The following is a 22,230-nucleotide window of genomic DNA, read 5'->3' on the forward strand; positions in this document are numbered from 1 at the left end:
ACCACGCTGACCCCCGCCACCGCCATGGCCGCGGTGCTCGGTGTCGGCACCGGGTTGGGCTTGTTGCTGGTGGTCCTCGGCTGGCGCGGGACCGTCCCCCGCCGTCCTCGCCGCACCCGGACCGCCACCGCCGGCCCACATGACCGCCACCGCGCCCTGCGCATCGCGGTCGCTGTGGCTGCCGGGGTGGGAACCGGTGTGCTCACCGGGTGGGTCGTCGGTGCCGTCCTGGCGGGGTGTGCGGTGTGGGCGTTGCCGCGGGTGCTCGGCCGCGACCCCGAGCACACCTGCCGGGTGGCGCGGATCGAGGCCGTCGCCACCTGGACGGAAATGCTCAGGGACACCCTGACGGCCGCCGCCGGGCTGGAGCAGGCCATCCTCGCCACCGCCCCGCTCGCGCCACCGGCGATCCGCGGCGAGGTCGCCGAACTCGCCGCGGGCATCGAGAACGGGGACCGCCTGGCCCCGGCGCTGCGTCGCCTCGGTGAGCGCCTGGACGACCCGGTCGGTGACCTGGTCATCGCCGCCCTGGTGCTGGCCGCCGAGCAGCAGACCCGCCGCCTCGCCGAGTTGCTCGGGTCGCTGGCCGATGCCGCCCGCGGGCAAGCCTCGATGCGGATGCGGGTGGAAGCCGGACGTGCCCGCACCCGCACCTCGGTGCGCGTCATCGTCGGCACCACCGTGGTGTTCGCCGTCGCCGTGGTCGTGCTCAACGGCGACTACATGGAGGCCTACGACAGCGCGGGCGGCCAAGTCGTGCTGGCGGGCATCGGGGCGTTGTTCGCCGCCGGGTTCGCCTGGCTGGGCCGCATCGCCCGCGTCACCCAGCCCGACCGGCTCCTCGCCACCGCCGACCTCGACCCGACAACCGGCCCGGCGCGGGTGCCCGCCGCGGCACGGCAGGAGTGAACACCATGATCACCTCCATCGTCCTGGGAACCGGTTCCGGGATCGGCCTGTGGGCCTTGGCCGTGTACCTGTTCCCACCGCGCCCTGCCCTCGGCGCGGTGCTGGCCCGCGCCACCGCCGCGCCGGCGGCGGAACCGATCCTGGGCACCGACGACACCGGCTGGGCCACCCGGCTCGGTCGACCCGCCGTCGCCGGTCTGCGCGCGCTGGGGCTCCCTGGCCCGCGCCTGGCCCGAGACCTCGCGGTCCTCGGCCGGTCGACCTCCACCCACTTGGCGGAGAAGGCCGTCCTCACCGTCGCCGGACTGTTGCTGCCCGCCCTGTTGAGCGTGGTCCTCACCGTGGCCGGACTCAACCCCGGGGTGGAGTTCCCGATCATCGCCGGACTCGCCTTGGCCGCGGTCGGGTTCCTCGTGCCGGACCTGCGTGTCCGCTCCGAGGCCGCGAAACTGCGCACCGGGTTCCGCCACGCCCTCTCGGCCTACCTGGACCTGGTGTGGATCACCCTGGCCGGGGGAGCCGGAGTCGACAGCGCCCTGGGCGACTCGGTCACCATCGGCCGCGGGTGGGCGTTCACCCAACTCCGCCGCGCCCTCGCCACCGCCCGCCTGACCCGCACCACCCCCTGGGCCACCCTGCGCCAACTCGGAGAAGAACTCGAGGTCAGCGAGCTGGCCGAACTCGCCGCATCGGTCAGCCTGGCGGGCACCGAGGGCGCCAAGGTCCGCGCCTCACTGGCAGCCAAAGCCCAGGCGCTGCGCACTCACCAGATCACCGAAGCCGAAGGCGCCGCCCAGGCCGCCACCGAACGCATGAGCCTGCCGGTGATGGCCCTGTTCCTGGGGTTCCTGGTCTTCATCGCCTACCCCGCCCTCACCCAGGTCCTCACCGGACTTTGACCCCCGCGGAAACGTGGAACACGAACGACAAGGGAGAACACGATGGGAACACAGCTGCAGGCAGTGTGGACCGTGTTGCGGGCACGGTGGGAGGAGTTGCGCCGCCGACCGGAGGCCGGGTACTCCACCGAGACCGTCCTGGTGACCGCGCTGCTGGTGGTCGCCGCGCTGGCGGTGATCGCGATCGTCATCGCCAAGGTCACCGACAAAGCCAACGGCATCACCCTGTGAACGCGGTGAACCCCGCGAACCACCAGGCGACCAATGGTGCGAGACGGCGGCGCACCGGGTGGTCGAGGCGGTTGCGGCAGGCGGTGCGCGGTGATCGCGGTTCGGTCAGCGCGGAACTGGTCCTCGCCACCCCATTGTTGTTGCTGATGCTGCTGGCGATCGTGCAGTTCGCGCTGTGGTCGCACGCCACCCACATCGCCCAAGCCGCAGCCGCGCAGGGCCTCGCCGCCGCACGGGTCCAGAACGGGACCGCCGCGGCAGGCACGGCCAGCGCGCGGAGCCTGCTCGACCAACTCGCCGGTGGTCCGCTCACCGGTTCCGCCGTCACCGCCGATCGGGCAGTGGCCTCGGCATCGGTGCGGATCACCGGCACGGCCACCTCGGTGGTGCCGTTCCTGGCCCTGCCCGTGCACGCCGAAGCCGCCGGACCCGTCGAGCGCTACGTCCCGGACCTGGCAGGTGGGTGATGACGATGACGACGCCTCGAACACCCGGTGCACGCCCGCGGCGACGCCACGGCCGCCCACACCCCGGCTGGCGGGGCTGGGCGGGGTGGTGGGCCGCTGACGACGGCTCCGTGGCCGCCGAGATCACCATCGCCGCCCCGTTCCTGATCATGCTGCTGGTGTTCGTCGGTGTGGTCGTCCACCGGGGCGTCGATGCCCGCATCCGCATCGACGACGCCGCCCACCAGGCCGCTCGCGCCGCGAGCATCGAACGCACCCCGTCCGCTGCCACCACCGCGGCCTCCACCACGGCGGCGAGCGCGCTGTCCTCGGCGGGGGTGGCGTGCGCGTCGTTGTCGGTGAGCGCCTCGACCGGAAGCCTGCGCCCCGGCGGCACGGTCAGTGTCACCGTGGCGTGCGAGGTGGACTTCGGCGACGCGCTCATCCTCGGCGTCCCTGCGGGCAAGACCCTCTCGGCCACCTCGGTCGAACCCGTCGACCTCTGGCGCTCGGCGGCGAACACCGGGAGCCGGACATGACCCGGGGGCGCCACGCCCGACGCGGCCGGTGGGGCAGGTGGTGGCGCGCTCGCCTGCGGTGGTGGCGCGCCGACGAAGGGCGGGTGACCGCGTTCGTCGTCGTGCTCACCACCGGCATCCTCGCCCTGGCCGGGCTCACCCTCGACGGCGGCCTGGCGCTGGCCGCGAAGGTGCGGGCCAGCGGGCAGGCCGAGGCCGCTGCCCGCGCCGGAGCCCAGGCCATCGACCTGGCCACGTACCGGGCCAGCGGGACCGTGCGGCTGGTTCCTGCCCAAGCGGTCGCGGGCGCCCGAGCGCACCTGGCCGCGGAGGGCGCGACCGGCACGGTGACCGTCTCCGGCGACACCGTCACCGTAACTGTGACCGCCTCGCAGCCCACCCAGTTGCTCGGGTTGGTGGGCATCGGCTCGCTGCGGGTGCGGGGCTGGGGAAGCGCGCACCCGCAGCGCGGGGTGACCTCGATCAATCCATGACCACACCGTCGTGACCACACCGTCGTGAAGGCGGCACATCGAGAAAGGGGAACCAGCATGGCAACGCCCGAGGAGATCCGGCGGCGCGTCGAGAACACCGACACCGCCCGCAGTGCCCGCAGGGCCGCCGCCGCGCAGCGGGTCGGCGACCTCGCCGCGCGCCGGACCGTCATCGTCGAACAACTGCGAGACGTCGAGCGCGAACTCGGCGACGTGCTCACCGAGGCCCAAGATGTCATCGGAGTCGAGGAGTTGGCCAAGTTCACCGACCTCAACGTCGAGGACCTCACCGGATGGCTCGCCGCCCGCAAGTCCACCCGGAGCAAGCGCGGAAAGGCCACCCGCGCCTCCGGCGGGCGAGGCGGCGCGCGCCGGACCTCCGAACCGGGGACACCGGCGGCCGAGAACACCGGCGACCCGAGCGGGCAGGCGCCTGTCACCGCGGTGCAGGAGGGCCCCGAACGGCTCGTCGCGCGGGTGAGTTGACCTCGCCGGTCTCGCGTGCCGGGCCCGCGGCGCCAGGCGGCGAGCATCACGTCCTGTTCCGCTGAGGAAACGAGCACGCCATGACCACAGCAGCGCGTACCGCCCGTCGGCTGCCACGCCGGTCGAGCGGTGTGGCAGGTCGGGTCCGGTCCGGCGCCGGGCGCCTGTGCGGATTCCTCGTCAGGGTGGTGCGCGGTGGGCTCGCCGCCGTGGTCCTGCTCGCCCTGCTGGTGGGGATGCCGTGGGCGTTGACGCTGTTCGTCGGCTGGCCCCTGCCCGATCACCTGCCGTCGTGGGCGCAGGTGCAGGGTGTGCTGCTCGGCCCGATGACGACCACGTTCCTGCTCGACGTCCTGGCCTGCCTGTGCTGGATCACCTGGGCGGCGTTCACCCTCGACCTCGCGCGCTGCGCGGCGGACCTGGCCCGCGGCGGCTTCGACACCGCCCGACTGCCCGAGTTCACCGCCACCACCCCGGTGCGCGCGCTGGCGGGCGTGCTGCTGGCGACCGTGCTGCTGTCGGTGTCCGGCAACCGAGCCGCACCGGCCACCTCCTCGTCCACCCCGCTCGGCACCGGAGCGCAGATCGTGGCGGGCGCTGCGGTCCGGCAGCATCCACCCGCCGCCGAGGTGGTGGTCCACGCCACCCATGCCGCCCGTGCCAGCACCGTCGGCACGCCCGCGCGTCTGGAGTCGGTGCTCGTGCTGGCACCGCGGAACGGGGTCCACGACTCGTTGTGGCGTATCGCGGCGCGCACCCTCGGCGACGGGGCGCGCTGGCCGGAAATCTTCGAAATCAACAAGGGAAAACCCCAACCGAACGGGCGAACCCTCACCACGCCCAGCCTGATCTTCCCCGGGGAGGAACTGGCACTGCCACGCGAAGCACATGCACCGGTGGTGCCGCCGCAGCAGGCGCCCAACCCGGGCCGGTCGGTTCCCGCACCACCAGCCACCTCCGCGCCACCAGTGGGCATCCCCCCGTCCACACCGGTGACACCGGCGCCACCCACCCGGCAGGCACCACTGGCGACGAACAACACCCCGGCACCAGCGGGGGACGTGGGGTTTCGGTGGGGGGCGGAGTTGTACGTCGGCTTCGGGCTGATCGCCGCGATCAGCGCGGCACTGCTCACCGTCCGCCGCCGCCACCGCGCCCGGTACCGGCCTGGCAGCGGTGACCGTGACGACCTGCCCGTGGCCCCGGTCGTCTACCGGCTGCGCCTGGCCCACCTACGCACCGAACAGGACACCACCGGCCTCGACCCCGCCGACCCCGACCTGGACGCCGCGGACCACGGGAGCCACCCAGGCGGTGAGGAACACGGGCGGGCACGGCGCGTCCCACCACCGTTCGTGGTGGGCGAACCCCACACCGGTGCCGGACATGACGGTGTCCTGACCGCGGGGCTGGGTGTGCGCGACGGTCGTGAGATCGCGTTGAACCTCGCGACCGCCCGCGGCCTCGGGCTGCTGGGCCCGGGGGCGGTCGCCGCGGCCCGCGCGCTGCTGCTCACCGCCCTCACCACCGCCCCCGACCACCGAACGCCCCCAATGGGTCAGGTTGTCGTCGCGGCCGACGACCTGGCCGCGGTACTCGGACGCGACGCGGCCCGCGGGCGCCTGCCCTCGGCTGTGCGGGTGACCGCCGACCTGGACGCCGCCCTCGACGCGGTGGAAGCCGAAACCTTGGTGCGCGCCTCAACCAACCGCGGCGCCGGACCGGGGGAGTGGCCACCGCTGCTGCTGGTGGCCACTCCCCCGGCACACCTGCGCCGGTTGCAAGCGGTCCTGGACAACGGGGCACCGTTCGCCATCACCGGCCTGCTGCTGGGCCAGTGGCAACCCGGGGTGAGCGCCTACGTCCGTGAGAACGGCACGATCTCAGCCACCAGCCCCGGTGTCGGTGAGGGCCTGCGCGGCACCCGGATGTTCCACCTCGGCGGCGGCGACACCACCGACCTGCTGGACCTGCTGCGCCATGCCGAACCCGACCCACCGGCCGCACACGACCACGGCGGCACCCCACCGGCACCACGTCCCCGACGCGGGGCGGAACACCCTGCCGCCGAGACCCGCCGGGCACCGCAACCGGGGAACGAGGCCCTGTCCACCACACCCCCGGACACCGCCCTGGAAATCACCAGTTCCCCTGACCACTCGCCATCCGGGCCTGGCCACCGGCGACCCACGGCCATGCGTGAAGTCCCCGACCACCAAGCCGCGCACCAGCACGCGGACCAGGTCGAAGACGAACCCACGCCGACCGCCAAGCCCGCCCCGCCCGCGCCTGCGGCACCGCCGGCCCTCACCGTCCTCGGCGAGGAAGGCAAGAACCCGACGGTGACGATCACCGTGCTCGGCGGTCTGCGCGTGCACTGGCATCCACACCCCGACACCAACGACACCCCGCGGGAAATCACTGAGGCGTTGCAGCCCAGAACCCAGGAGCTGCTGGTGCTGCTGAGCCTGCACCCCGACGGGGTGACCCGCGACAGACTCGTCTCAGCGCTGTGGAACGAGGAACCCCCGGCCCGCCCGACCAACGCCCTGCACACCGCGCTGTCGCGGATGCGCCATGCCCTGGCCACCGCCACCGACGCCGCGGTGACCGACATCGTCTCGGTTGGCAACGGCCGCTACCGGCTCGACCCGGCGACCGTGCGCGTGGACTACCACCGCTTCGCCCGCGCCGTCGCCGCCCGCCGCGCCGCCAGCACCGACGCCGCCCGCATCACCGCCTACCGGGAGGTGATCGACAGCTACGGCGGCCCACTGGCCGAGGGCATGGAACACGAGTGGATCGAACCCGCCCGCGAGGCCATCCGCCGCGACGCCATCGACGCCGTCGCCGCACTCGCCCGCGCCCTGATCGACTCCGATCCACACCAGACACTGGACCTGCTGGAAATCGCCCGGTCGTTCGACCCGCACAACGAACTGCTCTACCGCGACATCATGCGCCTGCAGCAACGACTCGGACAGCTCGACGCCATCCCCCGAACACTGACCCTGCTGACCACCAGGCTCGCCGAAATCGACACCGCACCCACCCCCCAAGCCCACGACCTCGCCACCCGCCTGGCCCAACGCCACAACGACAACCCCACCACCGCCACAACGACCACCCCGAACAACCATGGCCACAGCGCGGCCGGTTGAAGCGATGACCCCACCCCCGTTCCGGCCCGGCAACCCCGGCCCGGACCGGGGCCGCACACCGCCCTCACGCGGCATCGGGTCAACCGACGGCACCGCCCGCACGGCGCCCCGCGGGAAAGACCGCATCGGGGCTTGCGGGAACGTCGCGTTCCTCCACGTCGCGCTTGTCCACACTGTCGACAACGGCCGTGTCCGCACCATGGCGGCGGCTGTGCGCCTGAGCCTGCGCGAGCAGCCCCGGATGCGCACGAGTCCACTCGATCAAAGGCTCCGCCAGCGCCAACGCCTCCACGACCGCCGGGGCCAACGAGTACACGACTTCCGGCGGAAAAGACTTCCCGCGACTCTCCCGGAAGATGAGTCCCTGTTCCCGCATCTTTTTCAATGTCCGCGCCAGAATGCTATCGTGCAGGACAGCGTGTTTGTCCGTCCAATTCTCGTCGATGGAAAACGAGTTGACCGTGGAAAGAATCTCCACCCTACGCAGCGGGCCATCCCGGAGCGCCACCAGGATGGCGGGAACCCACTTGTCCCCGAAAAGGTTCTTCACGTCGTACAGCCCTCGAAGGACTCTGTCGTCCCGCTCCGTCACCGCGCCTCCTTGTGTGCACTGACCGGGCCCCCGAAACGCGCCCGCCCGTCAACTGTCACAGCAGCGTCCTCCCCGTCCACGCCTCAGGTCGAACACGGCTTTCCTTCACGATCGGCCCGTCATCACCGGCCTCCTCCGGCACGAGGTGTCGAGCCTTCCAGACTACGCCGAACAGCCGAGGGTGCCCACCGTGTTCTCACCCATTCGGGACTCGACGGGGTGTCACACCGAGTGGTCACATCAAAGATCGACTGCGCGTACGGTCACTTCCGTTGGGGGTTCACATGGGGGATCATCTTGGGGTTCATCTGGGGGATCCTGTTAGAACGCCACCCCCGTCGGGCGGCGACGGCGCAGGTCAGGGTGCCCACAGGGGGATCCGCTGGTATCCCAGACTCGCTTGCCCACAAGCCGGTGAACACATCGGGGCGGGCTCATGGTCGTCGCCGAAACCCTCCTGTCACCCCTTTCCTTCCTCTGTCCCCCTTCCTTTCTTATCTCGCCTTTTGCTTGCCCATCGCATCCGACATCATTTATTTTCATTCTTTATCGCTTGTCGATCGCCTGTGTTCGCGCATTCCTCGTCCCCCTGACCTGCTGCAACGTCATCGCGTGCCATTCGAAATGTGTTCACGCGTCGCCCATTTCATGGAAACAGTGACCGGGTGACCGCCCGAAAAGAGTCTTGAAAATGAGCTGCCAACCTATTGCACGACGCGCGACGACGAGCAATAATTGAACTACCACCGGGGGAACCGGAAATCACATCGAATACCACACCCGGCGCGAGCCATGTCATCCGAGAGGCCGACAATGTCCATTCCTGACAATTCCCGAAAAACGCGTCTCGGTGCGTTGTCCGCCGCCCTGGTCGCTGCGGGACCGGTGCCGCCCCCGGAAGTCCTCGACCGGGCGATCACCCCCGACGACGTGCGGGCGTTTCCCGCCTACTTCATCACCGGTCCCGGAAGGGAACGCGCATCCGCCACCCTGTGCGCGCACGGATACACGTTGATCAGCAGTTGCCCCGGATGCGACGCGGCGGCGGACCGATGACCCCGCCCACCTCGGCACCCATGACCGTGGACGAGGTCTTGGTCTACCTCGGCGGGTGCGGTTTCGGGGCTACGCCGAGTCGGCGTGTGCACCAGCACCACGCCTCGGGTGCCCGTGTCGTGATCACCGACGCCCGCGCTGGGGACATCACCGTCCACGCCTACGGCGGGGCATGGAAGGCGCGGCTCACCCGTGCGCCGGTCGCTGTGGTCACCGCCACCATCACCGCCGTACTCGCCGAACGCCCGACCCGCTGACCTGACCCCCTGAACGGAGGACCCACGATGACCACCCCAGACGCCGCGACGTTGGCCGCACGCATCGACGACGCCGCCGAGATCGGTGCCTTCAACGGGTGGAACGACGCCGAGTTGATGACGCGATACGGCGCATCGTTCCCGGTGCCGACCGACCCGCCGACCCTGCCGCTGCGCTACCACGCGCACCCCGAAGTCGCCGCCGCGTACACCGCCGCCTACCGCGAACAGTTCGCCGAGTTCCTCGACGACCGCGCCAAGTACTAGCAACCACCCACCCCGCCCCGGCACACGCCCACCCACGCCCGAACGCAACGAGAGGACACCGTCATGACCACGCCCGCCGCCACGCCCACCCCGGCATCCGCCACCACCCCCGCCACCCCGGCGCCCGCCGCCACGCCCGCCTCGGCGGGTGGGTCGGAGGCGCGGTTGCGCAGTGGTGAACTGCGCGCGATGGTCGCCAAAGTCCTCGCCGACGCCGGTGCCGACCTGACCCCGCGCACCATCGCGCACACCCTGAACCGGTCCTCGGGGGCGGTGGGCAACGCGTGCAAGGTGTTGGCTGATCGGGGTGAGGCGGAGGTCGCCTCGTCCGCGCCGTTGGCCTATCGGGCGACCGCGACCACGGCGGCGGTCGCGGCGTCCACGATCACCCCCGCCCCACCGCGCACGCCCCGCCCGAAGACACCGAAACCGACCACCAGCGCACCGACCGCCGCGCCCACGGCCGCCCCCGCCAGGTCCGGGGTGGGTGGGTCCGCCACCGGGGCGGTGGGCGTGGTGACGGGTCCGGTGAAACGTCCGAACGGGATGGACTACCACCCCCGGTTGCTGTCCGGGATGCCGGATGTGACCGCGTTGCGGCGGTTGCGTGACGCGGGGGTCGCCGCCCTGTTGTACGGGCCTCCGGGGACGGGGAAGACGTCGGTGGTGGAGGCGGCCTTTCCGGATTGCATCACCGTGCAGGGTGACGGGGACACCGTGGTCGCCGACTTCGTGGGCGACTACACCAAGACCCCGGACGGGGAGTTCGTGTTCGTGCACGGTCCGCTGATCCGCGCCATGCGTGAGGGGGTGGCGTTGTTCATCGACGACGCGACCCTGATCCCGCCGACCGTGCTCGCCGTGGTCTACCCGGCGATGGACGGGCGCCGCCAGATCGTGATCAAGGCCGCCGGGGGTGAGGTCGTCGACGCCGCGCCGGGGTTCTACGTGATCGCCGGGCACAACCCCGGCGTGCACGGGGCGGTGCTCACCGACGCCCTGTCGTCCCGGTTTTCCGTGCAGGTGCGGGTGTCCAGCGACTATGCCCTCGCCGACCAGTTGGGGGTCGACAAGAAGGCGGTGCGCGTGGCGCGCAACCTCGCCACCCGGCAGGACAAGGGCGAGATCGGGTGGGCACCGCAACTGCGCGAGTTGTTGGCGTTCAAGAAGATCGCCGCCGTGTTGGGTATCGACGCCGCTGTCGGGAATCTGGTGGGCATCGCCCCGGAAGAGGACCGCGCCACCGTCGCCGCCGTGGTGCGCGACGCGTTCGGGCGCACCGTTGCCCCACTGGCCCTCGGTGCCCGCATCACCGCCAAACCCTGATCACTCAACCCGCCCGACCACCAACCGCGACCGTTGCGAAAGGACCGAAACCGTGAGCACCCACTTCACCGCCGACCCGTCCGCCACCGGTGCCGCCGTGTTCCCCACCCGCCCGGAATGGTTGACCCTGTCCGCCGCCTTCGCCGAGGAGGTCCCGGTCATCGCCGACCGCGACGACCTGTTGGTCAGCGTCGCCCCCGGCGCGGGCGGGGGCGCCCCGGCGTGTTTCTACCCCGCCCGCGCGCTGATCGAGGTCGACGGGAACCACCTCGGGGTGGACCCCGCCACCGTGGACCCGGCGAACCTGTCCGACCGCCCCCGCTACGCCCCGGCGTGGGGTGCCCTGACCCACGAGTGCGGACACGCCAAACACACCGCCTGGGAACCCCCACCCGACGCCCCGCCCGGCGTGGTCGCCGCCGCCATGCTGTTGGAAGAGCCGCGCATGGAAGCCGCGCAAGTCCGCCGCCGCCCGGATGACCGGCACTGGTTGCGGGCGTGCGTGAAGGGCATCGTCGCCGCCGACCTGCACCTGTTCGCCGACCCCGCCACCGCCCCGCAGATGACCCCCGCGCACGCCGCGCACACCGCCGCCCTGCTGCTGGGGCGCGCGGACGGCGGGGTACTCACCCACACCGAGGTCGCCCCCCTCGCCCGTGTCATCGAAGGCGTCCTCGGAGCCGAGGTGTTGGGCACGTTGCGGGCGGTGTGGCGCACGGCGTTGCGCACCGCCGACGACGACGGCGACACCATGCTCGACCTCGGACGGCAGTGGTGCGACATCCTCGGCACCGACCCGGACACCGACCCCGACACCCCCACCGGTCCTGACGCGGCACCCGACCCGTCCGGCGCTCCCGACCCGTCGCCGTTGGCGGACGCGGTCGCCGCCGTGCTGAACGGGGTGGCGGCGTCGGTGTCGCGGGAGAAGGCACCCGAGGACCCCGCCGCCGTCGCCGCCGCCGACAAGGCGGACGCCGACGCCGCCGACAAGGAGGCGCGGACGGCGGCACGCGACGTGTTCGCCGCCGGTGGTCCCCGGACCGGTCTCACCCGCACGGCGGGCACCCGCCCACCCACACCGCAGGAGCGCACCGCCGGGCGGGTGTTGGCGCGGGCGTTGGACACCGCCGGGGTGAGGGAACGGGTCGCGGTGCGTTCCGCCTCGGAGGTCCCGCCGGGGCGGTTGCGGATGCGCGGGGTGCGTGCCGCCGAAGCCCAACGTGCCGCCGGGGCGGTGGTGACCGCGCAACCATTCACCCGCACCACCCGCACCCCGGTCACCGCCCCGCCGTTGCGGGTCGGGGTGGCGTGCGACGTGTCCGGGTCGATGCGGTGGGCGTGCGAGCACGTGGCCTCGGCGGCGTGGATCCTGGCCGACGCCGCCCGCCACACCAGGGTGCCCACCGAGACCGCGAGCGTGATCTTCGGGCACCACGTGCGCCCACTGACCCACCCCGGCAAGCCACCCGCCGAGGTCACCGAGTTCGACTCCAACGACAACTACGAGGACATCCCCACCGCCCTCGACGCCCTCGACGGCGCCCTCGGACTGTCCCGCCCCGGCGCGGCACGGCTGCTGGTCATCGTGTCCGACGGCGGCTATCGCCACCAGCCCCGCCTCGACGGGCAGCGCAAACTCGACCGGTTGCGCGCCTGCGGGTGCGCGGTGCTGTGGCTGAGCACCAGCGCGTACGACACCCCGCTCGCCGGAGCGACCGTGCACATGTTGGCCGACCCCACCACCACCGCCCGCGCCATCGGGCACGCCGCCACCGCCGCCCTGCGCGCTACCCGCTGACCACCCCGGTCCGGGGGCGGACCCACCCCGCCCCCGGACCCCATCACCGGACAACCGCCACACCGCACAGCACCCGACCGAACGCGCAACCCGAGAAGGTCACGATGACCGACACCGCCGCCATGACCGTGGGCGACCTGATCGCCGCCCTGAGCGTCCACGACCCCGCCGCCCCCGTCCGCTTCGCCACCCAACCCGGGCACCCGATGGAACACGTTCTCGACCGGGTCGTGTGCACCCCCGACGACGCCGAGAGCGACGGCACTACACCCACCGACCCGCCCGTGGTGTGGATCGGGGTGGGCGAGCAGATCGGGTACCTGCCCGCATCCGCCGCCGACGCCCTCCGGTGGTCGTGACGACCACACTCACGACGTTTCGCGCAACTGTGCCCGCATCGCGCACACAGATCCCAGGAGAGCACCGATGACATCCCAGGACACACCCGACATCGAGATCGATGTCCGCCGGTTCACCGTGGACGACTGCGAGGTCACCGTGGTCGTAGCCGATCCCCTCGACGCCCAACAAACCCTCTACGGCACCGTCACCCGGCACGGCGTGCTCGTCGGCAGCTACTACTGCGCCGACCGCATCCGACAGCGCGAGTGGCGCGTCGTCCCCGCCAACACCCACGACCTCACCGTCGACGGCCGCCCCGTGCACCCGGTCGACGAAGCAGCCGCCGTGCTCGTACTGACCAACGTCCTCACTGCACCCGCGCACGAAATCGACCAGCGCCTGCGCGAGGTGACCCGCCCCGCGCAATGACCGCACCCGCGGTCAAGGCCGCCCTCACGCGACCTCGACCGCCGAACCCGCCCGTACGGGAACGGGGCCGCGCTCTCTACCTCCGACACCCTCGCCATCACCCTCGTTGACGACCTCCAGTGGAGGACATCATGACCACCGACGCCCACGACACCACACCGACCGACCACCTTCGCCGAATCCTGCCGCCCGCGACGGTGCTGCTCGCCCCGGCGCCGCCGCACACCGTGCCCTTGCGCGCACCCGCCGGGGTGTGGGGGCTGGTCGTGGTGGCGGTGCGGATGACCCCCGCCGCCGGCGCCCCGGTGCGGTTCGCCGGGGACGACCCCACCCCTGACCCCGCGCACACCGACACCACCGACCTGATGGCGGGAGTCTGGTTGCTGGCGCCCCCACCGGCGGACCTGCACACCGGGGACGTGGTGGTGCGCCTGCACCCGCTCGCCGACGCCGACCCCGACCTGGTTGACGTCGAGGTCCTCGCCGCCACGAAAGGCCAGTGGCAGCCCCTGCGCACATGGCACGGCGTGGACGCGCGTTGGCCGCACCACATCGCGGAGTCGGTGGCGTTGCACATGACCTACCTCGCCGAGTGCGCCCTCAGCGACGCCCAGTGGGCGATCGTGGCCAGGCCCATGGCCTCGGCCATGCCCGGCTGGCAGGAGTTCGGGCTCGAACCCGCCGAAACCCCCGGCGTCGCCCCCGACCGCCCCGCCCACGACGCCCTCGCCGCCCTGATCACCGCCGGCCTGATCGGCGAGAACGAGCGACTCGAACTCAACCATCACAAAGCCATCGTGGGCGCGGGCGGCGGGGTGTACCTCAAGCGCACAAACCCCTTCGACGTCGGCACCCTCACCTACCTGGCCGCCGAGTTGTGCGGGTGCGCGGTCAACGGCTGGCACCTGTGGCGCCGCGCCGACGACCACCGCCTCCTGGCCGACCTGCGCACCGAACTCGCCACCCACTGACCCACACCACCACCACCCCGCCGGGGGCGATACGCCCCGGCGGGCACCCCGACACCACAGAAAGGACTCCGCCGTGACCACAGGGATCGTCGAACGCACCTGCACCGCCGAAGCCCACAGCGACGGCTACGGGTTCACCCGCTGCGTCGACATCGGTGGGCGCGTCGTGCGCGCCACGCTCACCCGTGATGTCCACGAAGGTCGCAGCCGCGCCCAGGTCGAGGTGCTCGACGACGACAGGACGTGGACGCACCTCGCCGAGGAACCCACCAGCGCGTGGTGGGCGCACACCCCGCCCCCGCGACTCGGGCTCGATGACGCCGTCGCCGTACTCACCCCGGTCACCGACCGGCTACTCGCACGCGCCGCCGACATCCTCGCCCCGCCCACGACCGCGCCCGTCCCGCCGACTGTGTCCGCCTCGCCCCTGTCCGTGTCCGCCCTGCCACCACGCCTGCGTGAGGCGGTGAGCGCGTTGCTGCTCATCACCTACGGGTCCGACGCCGAAGGCAGCATCGGACCCGAAGACATCGCCCAAGACCAGGCCTGCAGCCGCCCGTTGCACGTCATCGAGTTTCCCGACGGGAGCGTCGTCTTCACCAAAGCCCACCGCCCCACCTGCCCGTTCATCACCAGCGCCGAGGACTGCGACAAGCACCAGTGCTCACCGCACCACCGCCCCCCACACCGGACCCGCTGACCCCGCCACCCCCCACCCCGCCGCCGCGACACCACCCGACACAGCACCCACAACCCGTAGGAGACCGGCGATTACCGCGAACATGACCGACCGCGACGAGACCACAGCCACCACCACAGACCGCTACCACTACACCCGCGTCGTCGACATCGACGGACGCACCGTGCGGGCCCGCGTCGACCGCGACCGCTACATCAACCGCAGCCTCGCCGTCGCCGAGGTCCTCAACGAACACCTGACCTGGACCACCCTCGCCGCCGAAGCCCCCAGCACCTGGTGGCACGACACCCCGAACGCCACCAGCCGAGTAGCCGCCGCTGACCCCGCCAGGTTCCTGCGACCCGTGACCGACCCGCTCCTGCGCCGCGCCGCCACGATCCTCGCCTCACCACCGACCACCACGACGATCTCCCCGCACCTGCACGGCGCGATCGCCGCCCTGTTGGCCACCTCCCACGGCTACAACGCCGAATACCACATCGACCCCGACGACATCACCTGGGCACACACCCACGGCGGCGCGCTGCACATCATCGAACACCCCGACGGCAGCGTCGTCTTCACCAAAGCCCACCGCCCCAACTGCCCATTCATCACCAGCGCGGGCAGCAGCGACTGCGACGAGGACTGCTACTTCCCCCACCCCGCCGACCACCACCACGACCTCGACGATTGACCCGCACCGATCGGCACGCCGCCACGGCTGCCGGCAGGGGAGAACTCTGCACGACGCGCACAGCCATCGACGAGAGACCCGACAGCCATCAGCGATCGATGTCACGGCGCCACAAGATGTTTTCGCGGCGGCGGACCAAACGGCGCCGGAGCCGCCCCTCACCCTTGCCGTTGTGGGCACGGCCACGCTTGAAACCATAGGCACGGTAATGGCCGTCGTCGAAGTGGTCACCATCCACCTTCAACACACCACGATGACGACGGCACGCACTCATCCCCGGCATGAGTTTCCTCTTTCGACAGCTCGATTCCTCGGCCTTCACCGTTCCGACACACACCGCGCTGTGGGTGCCGTTCGGGAATCACACCACCATCGACGCTCCGTCGGCCGAAGAAGTCAAGCGCCGCATCGAAAAGTCTGATGTCTGCTGTGGATGCTCACCGGTTCCGGTGTCGCACCGGATCGAACGGGTCCATTCCACAAGGCGTCGCCTGTCGGTATTGACATCCCCGCGCACAGGAAGCATCCATACACATCAGCCGACCGACACAACACCCCGAACCACCCAACATCGCCCCGCCGTCGAGGTGTCATACCCCGCCCCGCGCCCGATCCCCTCGACATGACCGCCGAGCCGTCACAACCACCCCCCAACTCACGGAAAAGGAAAGAGCACCATGTCCGACCCACACGCATCCCGGTCGTGGTGCCCGGACTGCGCGGTCCCGGTCGGCCGCCCGCACATCGACCGCTGCGACGTGGCGAGATGCCTGCGCACCGGGCTGCAACGCCTGGACTGCGAGGCCGCCCACGACTGCGGGACCGACACCTGGACCGGCCGCTGGCCAGGTGAGGCCGACTGCGAACGCCTGGGCTGGATGATCGGACCCGACTTTCCCGATCTCAATCGGCTCTACACCCAGGCAACCTGGAACCCCACCACACACCACTGGGACGCCCACGCCTGAACACCCGCCAACCAGGGCAGTACCACGCGCCTTGACCGCCAGTGACCCCGAAGGGGTCGCTGGCGGCCCTCCACCGGCCAATCCCCGCCGACAGGGTGCGCCTCACTCGTTGGACGGAAGTCCCCGGCATGAAGAACGCCAAGCCCTGGCCTTGGGGGCAGACTCGACAGCGTGAGCACCGACGCCGACTCCACCGCGCTGCTGCCCGACCGGGACGACCTGTCGTTGCGCGTCACAGCGTGCAACCACCGCAACGCCCGCGACCGCACCGGCCGACACCAACCCCCACACCCACCCGAACAAGCCGGTCACCGCCCGGGATCCCACGGTGTCCGCCTCCGGCACCACCGAGCCGAACCGCACACCGTCGAGACCCATATGCCCCGCCAGGCCCCCGCCCCTGCCTCGACCGGGCCGCTGACCTCACCGGGGACACCATGAGCACCACAACCCACGCCGGTGCGATCAGCCGCACCGACCTCGACCAAGCCCTCCGCGAGATCACCCACCTCCTCGACCAAGCCCGCGAAGCGGGCGGGGACTCCGACCCGGACGGTGAACACCGAGCACTGCGCACCGCCCGCGCCAAACTCGACGACCTCGACCAGCAGCTCGGCGACCGCATGGACAAACTCGCCGAGGACCACTCCCACCGCCCCAACTTCGGCACCGACGGCTAGCCATCCCACACCACGGAGTCATCACCGGCGCCCAGCGCCCGACGAATCTCCATGCCACCCCACACCTGACGGCGACAAACAGCCTGTACCAGGGTGACCGCCGCCTGACGCGAAGGTCTCCACCACGCACCTCCGTGCACGTGGTGGAGACCTTCCGTATCGCCCCGATTATCGTCCGGCCAGCGTGAAACGCGCCGAAATGCTCAACACCGACCCACGTTTCCGCTGGTCAGCAGGTCGCAGTTCTGTTGGGTGCCCCCGGGAGGGCACCACCCTGCGCGAGATCGTTGTGCGGAGGGCCGGACCTCGGGCGGGAGTACCAAAGGAAGGGAACGGGATTGACCTGGTGATTCGTACCGACGGCTTAGTTGTGGAGGCGCGCTTCGCGCTGGCGAGGCCGGATGTGTCAGGAGGTGGCGGAGGGCAGGTGCTGACCCGCTCGGCAGGACCAGTCGTTACGGACAGGCCTTGGTTCCGCGTGCCGTGAACGTCCGCTTCTGTCGACGAGCGGATGTTGCCGACCTATCCGGTTTGATTGGCCTGGTCGAACTCGGTCACCGTCGGCCGTCTGGAATGCTGCCACACCGTGGAGCTTGACGATCTACTGAACGCCATGGATCGAGCCGCTGCCAACCTGGCCAAGCTCGAGGACGTCTGGCGACGCGCCGGGGCGTTCATACCGACCGGGCCAGCGCGGGGTTCCCACCCCGAGTACGACGATCTGCGACGCGCGTGGTCGGACCTTCTGTCTGGCCTACCACGGATCGACGGCTGGACGATCATGAACGATTTGCCGGATATCGACGAGATCGGGCAGATGTTCATCGACTACTTCGAGATCAGCGAGCCACCGATCGGGGCGTTCGAAGCAGGCGAGCAGCCAGCCAAGGACTTGGCCGAGTACCGGTACCGGCTCAACCGCGCTCGACGCCGAGCCGCCCGTGAACGGCTCGCCCAACTGACCACGGTCATCGACGCCTCGTTGCCACGCCTGCTCGTCGACGCGGCACGCGACTCGCAAGCACGGCTCGAAGGTCCGGAGGTGGACCAGATCACGACGGCAGTCGACGAGATTGAGCGGCTGCTCGGCGACACCGCCCAACGTCGCGGCCGATGGAGCGACCTCCACCGCCACCTGCACTTCGGGCAAGGACACGACTGGCACGACATCGCCGAGTTCGACTGGCCCAGCGTTCGCCCGGACATCGAGGCCAGCACACTCGCAGACTCCGATCCACTCCCAGTCCCCGATATCGACCTAGGCCAAGCCGCTGCGGGTCACCTCACCGGCACAGCCACCACCGCCCTGCCGTGGGACCGTCTTGACGACGACGGTTTCGAACGCCTGCTCTACGACCTACTCCGAAGCTTCCCCGAACACGACAATGTGCAATGGCTCATGCAAACCCGAGCCCCTGACCGCGGTCGGGACCTCTCCCTGGACCGCGTCCTGCGCGACAGCACCGGCAGCGCACGCCACGAGCGGGTCATCGTCCAAGCCAAGCACTGGCGCAAGAAGTCCGTCGGTCCAGCGGACGTGTCCAATACGCTTACCGTTGCCAGACTGTGGGAACCACCCGTCATCCGAGGTCTCATCATCGCCACGACCGGCCGCTTCACCGCAGACGCCGTGGACTGGGCAGAAAAACACAACAACACAGGCGCGGCACCGCTCATCGAACTCTGGCCCGACAGCAGGCTGGAAAGCCTGCTCGCCCAGAAGCCTCATCTCACAGCGAGCCACGGCCTTCGATAAAGTGATCCATCACCGTTGGGCATGAGCAAAAACAAGAAGCAGCGCACCCTGGCTGGCAAGATTCGCTCGGCCCTGACCTCGACCATCTCCGTTGCCCAGGCCACCACCAGCCTGATCTGGGCAGTCCGCCGACTGGCCTCCGAGGTGGCGCTCACCGCGTCCGTGGCGGCAGTGCTGGTCACGCTGATCTAGCTCTGAGCGCCGGTCCCGGCATACCGAGACCGGCGCCCTGCCCTGCAGCGCTGGACGAGAAACCGCCGTTGTGGGTGTTCGTGAACTGCGGACAGGCCGGACGATCACCAATCCATGTTCATGGCCTGGTCCAGCCGGTAGCTCATCGCCTCCAGGTAGGCGTCGAAGGTGCCAGCGTTCGCTGCGACTTCGGCACGCGACCTGGCGTCGAAGGCGTAGTCCATGCCGTGCTCGATCCACATGATGGCGTTGCGGTAAGCGCCTGCGGCGATCCAAGCGTCGAAGTCATCGAGGACCGCGCAGATCCGGTTGTAGTCCTCGACGACGGCGGGCACGAGGCCGAAGTGCGGGGTCTTGCTGATCTTGCTGAGCGTCGCGGGGATGACACCGACCCCTGGAACGTGGAAGTGCACGGTCGCGCCGCGCTTGTCGAACCCGCCGTGGCCGTAGGTGTTGCGGTAGGTCTCGGCGAGGTCCCGCAACGCCTCATACTTTTTCTGGGCGACCAGGTCGGCGTCCAAGTCGAAAAGACGCTTGAACTTGTCACCCCAGTTCAGACCGATGAAGCCGGTGACGGTCTCCTCTTCGGGGTCGAAGTCGGCGAACGCCAGGCACCCGACAAGGGTGTGCTCAAGCAGGCTGAAGTACGCCATGATCATGGCGAACGTGTTCCACCAGCCCTCCGCGTCAGCATTCGCCTGGCGGCGCCACTCCGCGAGAGCGCCGCGAAGGATGTTGGAGGCGTCATCCGCGTCCCTCTGCACCTCCACACGCCCGTCGCCCCGGAAGGCGATCTCCGCGCCGTCGCGGAAGTAGAGATAGGCCTCACGCAACCGGTGATACTGGTTGCCAACCACGACGTCCCCCGCATTGACCTGCTCCTTGCCGATCGGCTCCAGCAGCTCCTTCTCAACCACCTTCTGGCCCTTGACCGTGGCCTGCAGGATGCGCTGAAACAGCTTCTCCGCCTCGACCTCGTCGGCGACGCTGTCGCGGTCGACGTAGACGCGAAGCCCGAACTTCTCCGACGCGATCGAGCAAGTCGTCTCCTCGACTTGAAAGACGAACTCCCAATCCATCTTCTCCGCACGGCCCAGGTCGTGACACCCGAGGAAGAGGTAGATCAGCTTGACCACGGGGCTCAAGGGCAGCGATTCGCGGTCGACAAAGAAGCGCCACGCGGTCGTAGCGCTGGACCGGGCGAACCCGGGCGCGCTGGTCTCGACAGGACCGAACCCGCGCATGACGAGGTTCAGCCTCGCCCGCACCTCATCTCGCATCTCGCTGGCACCGTCACCTTCAGACATCAGCCGCTCCTGTTCATGTCGACTCTTTCTCGATCACTCCGGCGAGGCTCGGCGTTACCCACTTCACCCATCCAGTTGACGACGCGACGCTTCCGGTGTTCTCGGTGTAGGCGATGGCGGTGCCGGGGTCGTCCAAGGCGCGGGCGATGCTCACCCGGTAGAGGTCGACGCCGGTGGGCCCGAACGTGATGCCCCGGTGGTTGGTGTCACCGACCTGGCTGGCGGCGTCCGCGGCCTCGCCGATGAGGGTGCTTGCGGTGTCGCGGTCGCCGCCGACGGCGGCTGTGTAGGCGGCGGTGGACAGCAGCGACCCGTACACCTCACCGTGCCCGTGCAGCGCGAGGACATCCCCATGACCTTAGCCACGCCGATCGAGTCCGTCGGGTAGGTCAGGCGACGCGCACGCCGTGCTCGCACAGGGCGGTGACGCCTTGACGGGCCGCGTCCACCGCCACGGCGAGCCGGTCGGCCAGCAGCGGTTTGACCTTCTCCCGCGCCTGCTCGATCGTGTGGAACCCGGCGGAGAGGACCTCGCCGTCGGAGAAGGTCAATCCGGTCAGGTCGGCCTCGTCCAGGACACCGCCGTCGAAGACGAACACCACCCCTCGGGCCTGCTGTCCTGCGGGCGCACGTAGTCGACCACCAGCAGCCCACCCGACGACCGGTGCAGCCCCAACTCCTCGACCAGTTCCCGCGACGCCGTCGCCCACGGCGACTCATCCGCCTCCACCGCACCACCCGGGATCTCCCAGTTCGGCTTGTACGACGGCTCGACCAGCAACACCCGGTCATCCCGATCACGCAACAGCACCCCGGCGGCCATCCGCTTGCGGGCCAGCCCGGCAACGTAGTCCTGGACCGGGAGAACTCCGGCCGGTCGCGGCGACACAGTCATCCGCAGCACCCTAATCACCCGTCCCCGGGCCGACTCATCGGGTTCGACCACGGTGGACCGGCCCTCGGTGACTCTCGCTGCGAGGACGGCCCTCAACACCTAACCGCTTGACCCGAGGACCGCGATCAGCGTGCCTGCCAACAGAGCCGGTCCGGCTGGCGCCTTCCGGTCGTGTTTCACCGATCCCAGCCGGAACACCAGAAGGAGTATCACCCATCCGAGGGTCATGCTCGCCAGCAGCACCGACCAGCTTTTCCATGCCGAGGTCATCCCGAGCAACCCGCCCAGCTTGACGTCTCCGCTTCCGAGTCCGCCGGTGCACAGTGCGACACCGAGGTACGTCACGGTCACCACCGCGCACCCGACGGCGGCTCGTCCGAGCCCGGTGCATTCGCCGCGTGCCACTGCTGCGGCGACCACACAGGTCCCCACACCCAGGTAACCAGCAGCCAAGAGCGGATTCGGGAGCCGCATCTCGACCATGTCGATGACAGCCAGCGGGATCGCGACCACCACCAGGCAACTCAGCATGACAAGGTCCTCGATCGGTGACCCTTGCTGGCCGAACGCGCCGAACAGGACCGAGGTCGCCAGCGCGCCGGTCCGCGTCGAGTACAGCCCGATGTCGTCGCTGCTCGTCGCGAGCATGCGGGTGCCGAGGTTGCCGACGGCCCCGGTCACGGCGCCCAGCACGCCCCAGATCAGTGGGTGAGTCCAGTGGTCCATGCTCTTACCACTAACTCGGACGCGACCAACTGGTCGTGTTACGAGGTTGTGCACGGCTTGGTGATCGTGAGGACCGCCTCTTATCCCGACCACCTCGTCAGGTGCCGGCGGCAGGTCAGGGGCTGGGGACCGCGCCGAGGTAGAT

The 22,230-nt window shown here is 70.3% G+C and carries 28 protein-coding genes; 21 read left to right on the top strand and 7 right to left on the bottom strand.

Annotated features, from left to right (window positions below):
- Positions 1 to 24: 24 nt before the first annotated feature.
- The 8 genes from UO65_RS00720 (at position 25) to UO65_RS00755 (ending at position 7,144) form a co-directional block, all read left to right on the top strand.
- Positions 25 to 909 (top strand): type II secretion system F family protein, encoded by an 885-nt coding sequence (locus tag UO65_RS00720; protein ID WP_052020394.1) that lies wholly within the window; start codon positions 25 to 27, stop codon positions 907 to 909.
- A gap of 5 nt (positions 910 to 914) precedes the next feature.
- A complete protein-coding gene (locus UO65_RS00725) occupies positions 915 to 1,808 on the top strand; it encodes a type II secretion system F family protein (RefSeq protein ID WP_035277805.1) in 894 nt (297 codons plus the stop codon).
- Between the two features lie 42 nt (positions 1,809 to 1,850).
- On the top strand, positions 1,851 to 2,039 hold the full coding sequence (locus UO65_RS00730; RefSeq protein ID WP_035277685.1) for a hypothetical protein: 189 nt from the start codon (positions 1,851 to 1,853) through the stop codon (positions 2,037 to 2,039).
- A gap of 83 nt (positions 2,040 to 2,122) precedes the next feature.
- Positions 2,123 to 2,506 carry a TadE/TadG family type IV pilus assembly protein gene (locus UO65_RS00735; RefSeq protein ID WP_324608947.1) on the top strand — a complete coding sequence of 128 codons (384 nt, stop codon included), beginning with the start codon at positions 2,123 to 2,125 and terminating at the stop codon, positions 2,504 to 2,506.
- A 110-nt stretch (positions 2,507 to 2,616) separates the two neighbouring features.
- Positions 2,617 to 3,024 carry a hypothetical protein gene (locus UO65_RS00740; RefSeq protein WP_052020342.1) on the top strand — a complete coding sequence of 136 codons (408 nt, stop codon included), beginning with the start codon at positions 2,617 to 2,619 and terminating at the stop codon, positions 3,022 to 3,024.
- A gap of 83 nt (positions 3,025 to 3,107) precedes the next feature.
- Positions 3,108 to 3,497: a hypothetical protein gene (locus UO65_RS00745; RefSeq protein ID WP_035277687.1), complete on the top strand. Its 390-nt coding sequence runs from the start codon at positions 3,108 to 3,110 to the stop codon at positions 3,495 to 3,497.
- A gap of 57 nt (positions 3,498 to 3,554) precedes the next feature.
- On the top strand, positions 3,555 to 3,983 hold the full coding sequence (locus tag UO65_RS00750) for an SPX domain-containing protein (protein ID WP_035277688.1): 429 nt from the start codon (positions 3,555 to 3,557) through the stop codon (positions 3,981 to 3,983).
- Between the two features lie 188 nt (positions 3,984 to 4,171).
- A complete protein-coding gene (locus UO65_RS00755; RefSeq protein WP_233427387.1) occupies positions 4,172 to 7,144 on the top strand; it encodes a BTAD domain-containing putative transcriptional regulator in 2,973 nt (990 codons plus the stop codon).
- Between the two features lie 79 nt (positions 7,145 to 7,223).
- Here the strand turns inward: UO65_RS00755 and UO65_RS00760 are convergent, their stop codons facing one another.
- Positions 7,224 to 7,736 (bottom strand): winged helix-turn-helix transcriptional regulator, encoded by a 513-nt coding sequence (locus UO65_RS00760; RefSeq protein WP_063935845.1) that lies wholly within the window; start codon positions 7,734 to 7,736, stop codon positions 7,224 to 7,226.
- A 1,175-nt stretch (positions 7,737 to 8,911) separates the two neighbouring features.
- On the opposite strand from UO65_RS00760, the gene UO65_RS36470 reads away from it, so the two are divergent.
- The 9 genes from UO65_RS36470 to UO65_RS00805 all read left to right on the top strand — a co-directional run bounded on the left by UO65_RS36470 (position 8,912) and on the right by UO65_RS00805 (position 15,561).
- Entirely contained in the window at positions 8,912 to 9,049 is a 138-nt protein-coding gene (locus UO65_RS36470; protein WP_161784401.1) for a hypothetical protein, read from the top strand.
- Positions 9,050 to 9,076: 27 nt separating this feature from the next.
- Positions 9,077 to 9,316, top strand: coding sequence for a hypothetical protein (locus UO65_RS00770; RefSeq protein ID WP_035277692.1), 240 nt, complete (start codon positions 9,077 to 9,079; stop codon positions 9,314 to 9,316).
- 63 nt (positions 9,317 to 9,379) lie between these two features.
- Positions 9,380 to 10,642, top strand: coding sequence for an AAA family ATPase (locus UO65_RS00775; protein WP_035277694.1), 1,263 nt, complete (start codon positions 9,380 to 9,382; stop codon positions 10,640 to 10,642).
- Between the two features lie 52 nt (positions 10,643 to 10,694).
- Positions 10,695 to 12,443, top strand: a complete 1,749-nt coding sequence (locus UO65_RS00780; RefSeq protein WP_035277696.1) for a vWA domain-containing protein — start codon at positions 10,695 to 10,697, stop codon at positions 12,441 to 12,443.
- 104 nt (positions 12,444 to 12,547) lie between these two features.
- On the top strand, positions 12,548 to 12,802 hold the full coding sequence (locus tag UO65_RS00785; RefSeq protein WP_035277698.1) for a hypothetical protein: 255 nt from the start codon (positions 12,548 to 12,550) through the stop codon (positions 12,800 to 12,802).
- Between the two features lie 67 nt (positions 12,803 to 12,869).
- Entirely contained in the window at positions 12,870 to 13,214 is a 345-nt protein-coding gene (locus tag UO65_RS00790) for a hypothetical protein (protein ID WP_035277699.1), read from the top strand.
- A 131-nt stretch (positions 13,215 to 13,345) separates the two neighbouring features.
- On the top strand, positions 13,346 to 14,185 hold the full coding sequence (locus UO65_RS00795; protein WP_035277811.1) for a hypothetical protein: 840 nt from the start codon (positions 13,346 to 13,348) through the stop codon (positions 14,183 to 14,185).
- Positions 14,186 to 14,258: 73 nt separating this feature from the next.
- Positions 14,259 to 14,885 carry a hypothetical protein gene (locus UO65_RS00800; protein WP_052020345.1) on the top strand — a complete coding sequence of 209 codons (627 nt, stop codon included), beginning with the start codon at positions 14,259 to 14,261 and terminating at the stop codon, positions 14,883 to 14,885.
- 82 nt (positions 14,886 to 14,967) lie between these two features.
- The gene (locus tag UO65_RS00805) at positions 14,968 to 15,561 is read left to right on the top strand and encodes a hypothetical protein (RefSeq protein WP_233427388.1); all 594 of its coding nucleotides are present in this window, start codon (positions 14,968 to 14,970) and stop codon (positions 15,559 to 15,561) included.
- 88 nt (positions 15,562 to 15,649) lie between these two features.
- Here the strand turns inward: UO65_RS00805 and UO65_RS35325 are convergent, their stop codons facing one another.
- The gene (locus tag UO65_RS35325; protein ID WP_152551910.1) at positions 15,650 to 15,883 is read right to left on the bottom strand and encodes a hypothetical protein; all 234 of its coding nucleotides are present in this window, start codon (positions 15,881 to 15,883) and stop codon (positions 15,650 to 15,652) included.
- A gap of 355 nt (positions 15,884 to 16,238) precedes the next feature.
- Here UO65_RS35325 and UO65_RS00810 point away from each other — a divergent pair, with 355 nt between their 5' ends.
- From UO65_RS00810 to UO65_RS36475, 4 genes are all read left to right on the top strand, one after another.
- A complete protein-coding gene (locus UO65_RS00810) occupies positions 16,239 to 16,529 on the top strand; it encodes a hypothetical protein (RefSeq protein ID WP_035277701.1) in 291 nt (96 codons plus the stop codon).
- 437 nt (positions 16,530 to 16,966) lie between these two features.
- Complete coding sequence (locus UO65_RS00815) at positions 16,967 to 17,209, top strand: hypothetical protein (protein WP_035277702.1); 243 nt, start codon at positions 16,967 to 16,969, stop codon at positions 17,207 to 17,209.
- Between the two features lie 535 nt (positions 17,210 to 17,744).
- The gene (locus UO65_RS00820) at positions 17,745 to 18,965 is read left to right on the top strand and encodes a restriction endonuclease (RefSeq protein ID WP_200873266.1); all 1,221 of its coding nucleotides are present in this window, start codon (positions 17,745 to 17,747) and stop codon (positions 18,963 to 18,965) included.
- Between the two features lie 21 nt (positions 18,966 to 18,986).
- Positions 18,987 to 19,157, top strand: coding sequence for a hypothetical protein (locus UO65_RS36475; protein WP_161784402.1), 171 nt, complete (start codon positions 18,987 to 18,989; stop codon positions 19,155 to 19,157).
- Between the two features lie 104 nt (positions 19,158 to 19,261).
- Here UO65_RS36475 and UO65_RS00825 read toward each other — a convergent pair whose 3' ends face one another.
- The 5 genes from UO65_RS00825 to UO65_RS00840 all read right to left on the bottom strand — a co-directional run bounded on the left by UO65_RS00825 (position 19,262) and on the right by UO65_RS00840 (position 22,085).
- The gene (locus UO65_RS00825; RefSeq protein WP_035277703.1) at positions 19,262 to 20,464 is read right to left on the bottom strand and encodes a hypothetical protein; all 1,203 of its coding nucleotides are present in this window, start codon (positions 20,462 to 20,464) and stop codon (positions 19,262 to 19,264) included.
- A gap of 13 nt (positions 20,465 to 20,477) precedes the next feature.
- Entirely contained in the window at positions 20,478 to 20,783 is a 306-nt protein-coding gene (locus tag UO65_RS00830) for a hypothetical protein (protein ID WP_035277704.1), read from the bottom strand.
- Positions 20,784 to 20,853: 70 nt separating this feature from the next.
- Positions 20,854 to 21,063, bottom strand: a complete 210-nt coding sequence (locus UO65_RS37775) for an NUDIX hydrolase (protein ID WP_233427389.1) — start codon at positions 21,061 to 21,063, stop codon at positions 20,854 to 20,856.
- Positions 21,021 to 21,359: an NUDIX domain-containing protein gene (locus UO65_RS00835; protein WP_233427390.1), complete on the bottom strand. Its 339-nt coding sequence runs from the start codon at positions 21,357 to 21,359 to the stop codon at positions 21,021 to 21,023. Before UO65_RS00835 ends, UO65_RS37775 begins: the two co-directional genes overlap by 43 nt.
- Positions 21,360 to 21,458: 99 nt before the next feature.
- Positions 21,459 to 22,085: a prepilin peptidase gene (locus UO65_RS00840; RefSeq protein WP_052020346.1), complete on the bottom strand. Its 627-nt coding sequence runs from the start codon at positions 22,083 to 22,085 to the stop codon at positions 21,459 to 21,461.
- Positions 22,086 to 22,230 lie beyond the last annotated feature (145 nt).

It is taken from the genome of Actinokineospora spheciospongiae (assembly GCF_000564855.1).
Taxonomy (GTDB): domain Bacteria; phylum Actinomycetota; class Actinomycetes; order Mycobacteriales; family Pseudonocardiaceae; genus Actinokineospora; species Actinokineospora spheciospongiae.

Coding starts and splice junctions, on each gene's coding strand:
- UO65_RS00720 (WP_052020394.1), top strand. CDS start 25: ATGGCCGCGGTGCTCGGTGTCGGCACCGGGTTGGGCTTGTTGCTGGTG.
- UO65_RS00725 (WP_035277805.1), top strand. CDS start 915: ATGATCACCTCCATCGTCCTGGGAACCGGTTCCGGGATCGGCCTGTGG.
- UO65_RS00730 (WP_035277685.1), top strand. CDS start 1,851: ATGGGAACACAGCTGCAGGCAGTGTGGACCGTGTTGCGGGCACGGTGG.
- UO65_RS00750 (WP_035277688.1), top strand. CDS start 3,555: ATGGCAACGCCCGAGGAGATCCGGCGGCGCGTCGAGAACACCGACACC.
- UO65_RS00770 (WP_035277692.1), top strand. CDS start 9,077: ATGACCACCCCAGACGCCGCGACGTTGGCCGCACGCATCGACGACGCC.
- UO65_RS00775 (WP_035277694.1), top strand. CDS start 9,380: ATGACCACGCCCGCCGCCACGCCCACCCCGGCATCCGCCACCACCCCC.
- UO65_RS00785 (WP_035277698.1), top strand. CDS start 12,548: ATGACCGACACCGCCGCCATGACCGTGGGCGACCTGATCGCCGCCCTG.
- UO65_RS00790 (WP_035277699.1), top strand. CDS start 12,870: ATGACATCCCAGGACACACCCGACATCGAGATCGATGTCCGCCGGTTC.
- UO65_RS00795 (WP_035277811.1), top strand. CDS start 13,346: ATGACCACCGACGCCCACGACACCACACCGACCGACCACCTTCGCCGA.
- UO65_RS00805 (WP_233427388.1), top strand. CDS start 14,968: ATGACCGACCGCGACGAGACCACAGCCACCACCACAGACCGCTACCAC.
- UO65_RS00810 (WP_035277701.1), top strand. CDS start 16,239: ATGTCCGACCCACACGCATCCCGGTCGTGGTGCCCGGACTGCGCGGTC.
- UO65_RS00815 (WP_035277702.1), top strand. CDS start 16,967: ATGAGCACCACAACCCACGCCGGTGCGATCAGCCGCACCGACCTCGAC.
- UO65_RS36475 (WP_161784402.1), top strand. CDS start 18,987: ATGAGCAAAAACAAGAAGCAGCGCACCCTGGCTGGCAAGATTCGCTCG.
- UO65_RS00825 (WP_035277703.1), bottom strand. CDS start 20,464: ATGTCTGAAGGTGACGGTGCCAGCGAGATGCGAGATGAGGTGCGGGCG.
- UO65_RS00835 (WP_233427390.1), bottom strand. CDS start 21,359: ATGACTGTGTCGCCGCGACCGGCCGGAGTTCTCCCGGTCCAGGACTAC.
- UO65_RS00840 (WP_052020346.1), bottom strand. CDS start 22,085: ATGGACCACTGGACTCACCCACTGATCTGGGGCGTGCTGGGCGCCGTG.